The organism is Pseudomonas sp. FG29, assembly GCF_057809355.1.
The window spans coordinates 1-1,044 of the sequence record NZ_JBMDJU010000054.1; the positions used below are offsets into that span (position 1 = coordinate 1).

Annotated in this window: 3 protein-coding genes; all 3 read left to right on the forward strand. The window is 60.3% G+C overall.

All coding sequences use genetic code 11. The features are described from left to right. The first annotated feature begins 108 nt into the window (after window positions 1–108). A complete protein-coding gene (locus ACODS1_RS24100) occupies window positions 109–267 on the forward strand; it encodes a hypothetical protein (protein ID WP_489087637.1) in 159 nt (52 codons plus the stop codon). After that, the gene (locus tag ACODS1_RS24105; RefSeq protein ID WP_489087638.1) at window positions 260–880 is read left to right on the forward strand and encodes a DUF3164 family protein; all 621 of its coding nucleotides are present in this window, start codon (window positions 260–262) and stop codon (window positions 878–880) included. The genes ACODS1_RS24100 and ACODS1_RS24105 overlap by 8 nt, the downstream gene beginning before the upstream one ends. A gap of 1 nt (window position 881) precedes the next feature. After that, window positions 882–1,044: DUF2786 domain-containing protein (locus tag ACODS1_RS24110; RefSeq protein ID WP_489087639.1), on the forward strand; the 163-nt coding region annotated here is incomplete at its 3' end.

Here is a 1,044-nt window from a genome sequence, read left to right on the forward strand (position 1 = left end):
AGGCGCACCTGGCCGGCGACAGCAAGCTGGTCACCCAGTGCGTGGATCAACTCGCCCAGGACTACCTGCGCAATCGGCAGCAGCCAGGGCAGCGTGTGGAGGTGGCCCATGCCTGAGCTGCTCAAGTGCCGCCGCTGCCGTTGGATCGGTTCCCAAACCGAGTTGCGCAGCGTGCCAGACCCGAAGAAAACCTACCTCTCCCACAACGTTTGCCCGCGCTGCGGCTGCAAAACTTTCACCGAAGCACAGGAGCCGAAACATGGCTGAGCAAATCGAAATCCCCGAAGGCTGCATGCGCAACGCGCTCGGCCATTTCGTGCCCATGGCCCAGGTGCGCGAGCACGATAAGCTGCGCGACGGCGTTGCCCGCGAGCTTGCCAGCCAAGCTGTGGCCATCAGCGAAGCCCTGACTGCATTCAAGAAGAAGGCCTTGGCTGATATCGACGACCTGATCGCCATCTCCCTGGAGCGCTATAGCGTCAAGCTGGGCGGCAAGAAGGGCAACGTGTCCATCACCACCTACGACGGCGAGTTCAAGATCGAGAAGGCCCTTGCTGATCGGCTGTGCTTCACCGAAGAGATCCTCGCCGCAAAGGAACTGATCTACACCTGCATCCGCAAATGGAGCAAAGGCGCCGACGACGACCGACACCTGATGGCTGTGGTTGACCGCGCCTTTACTGGCCGAAACGGCGAGATCCGCACCAACGATGTCCTCAGCCTTCTGCGTCTGGAGATCGATGCCCCTGAATGGAAAACCGCCATGGCCGCCCTCAAGGATGCCATCCAGGTCAACGGCAAGGCCGTCTACATCCGCATCTACAAGCGAACAGGCGATGACCGCTACGAGCCCATCAACCTGAGCCTGGCGGGGGTGTGAGATGGATCAGGATCGCATTCTGGAAAAGATCAAGAAGTGCCTGGAGATGGCGAAGTCGAAGACTGCCAACACCAATGAAGCAGAGACAGCTCTGCGCCAGGCTCGCGCCTTGATGGACAAGTACAGTCTTGAGATGGGCGACGTACTGGCCAGCATGGCCTGCG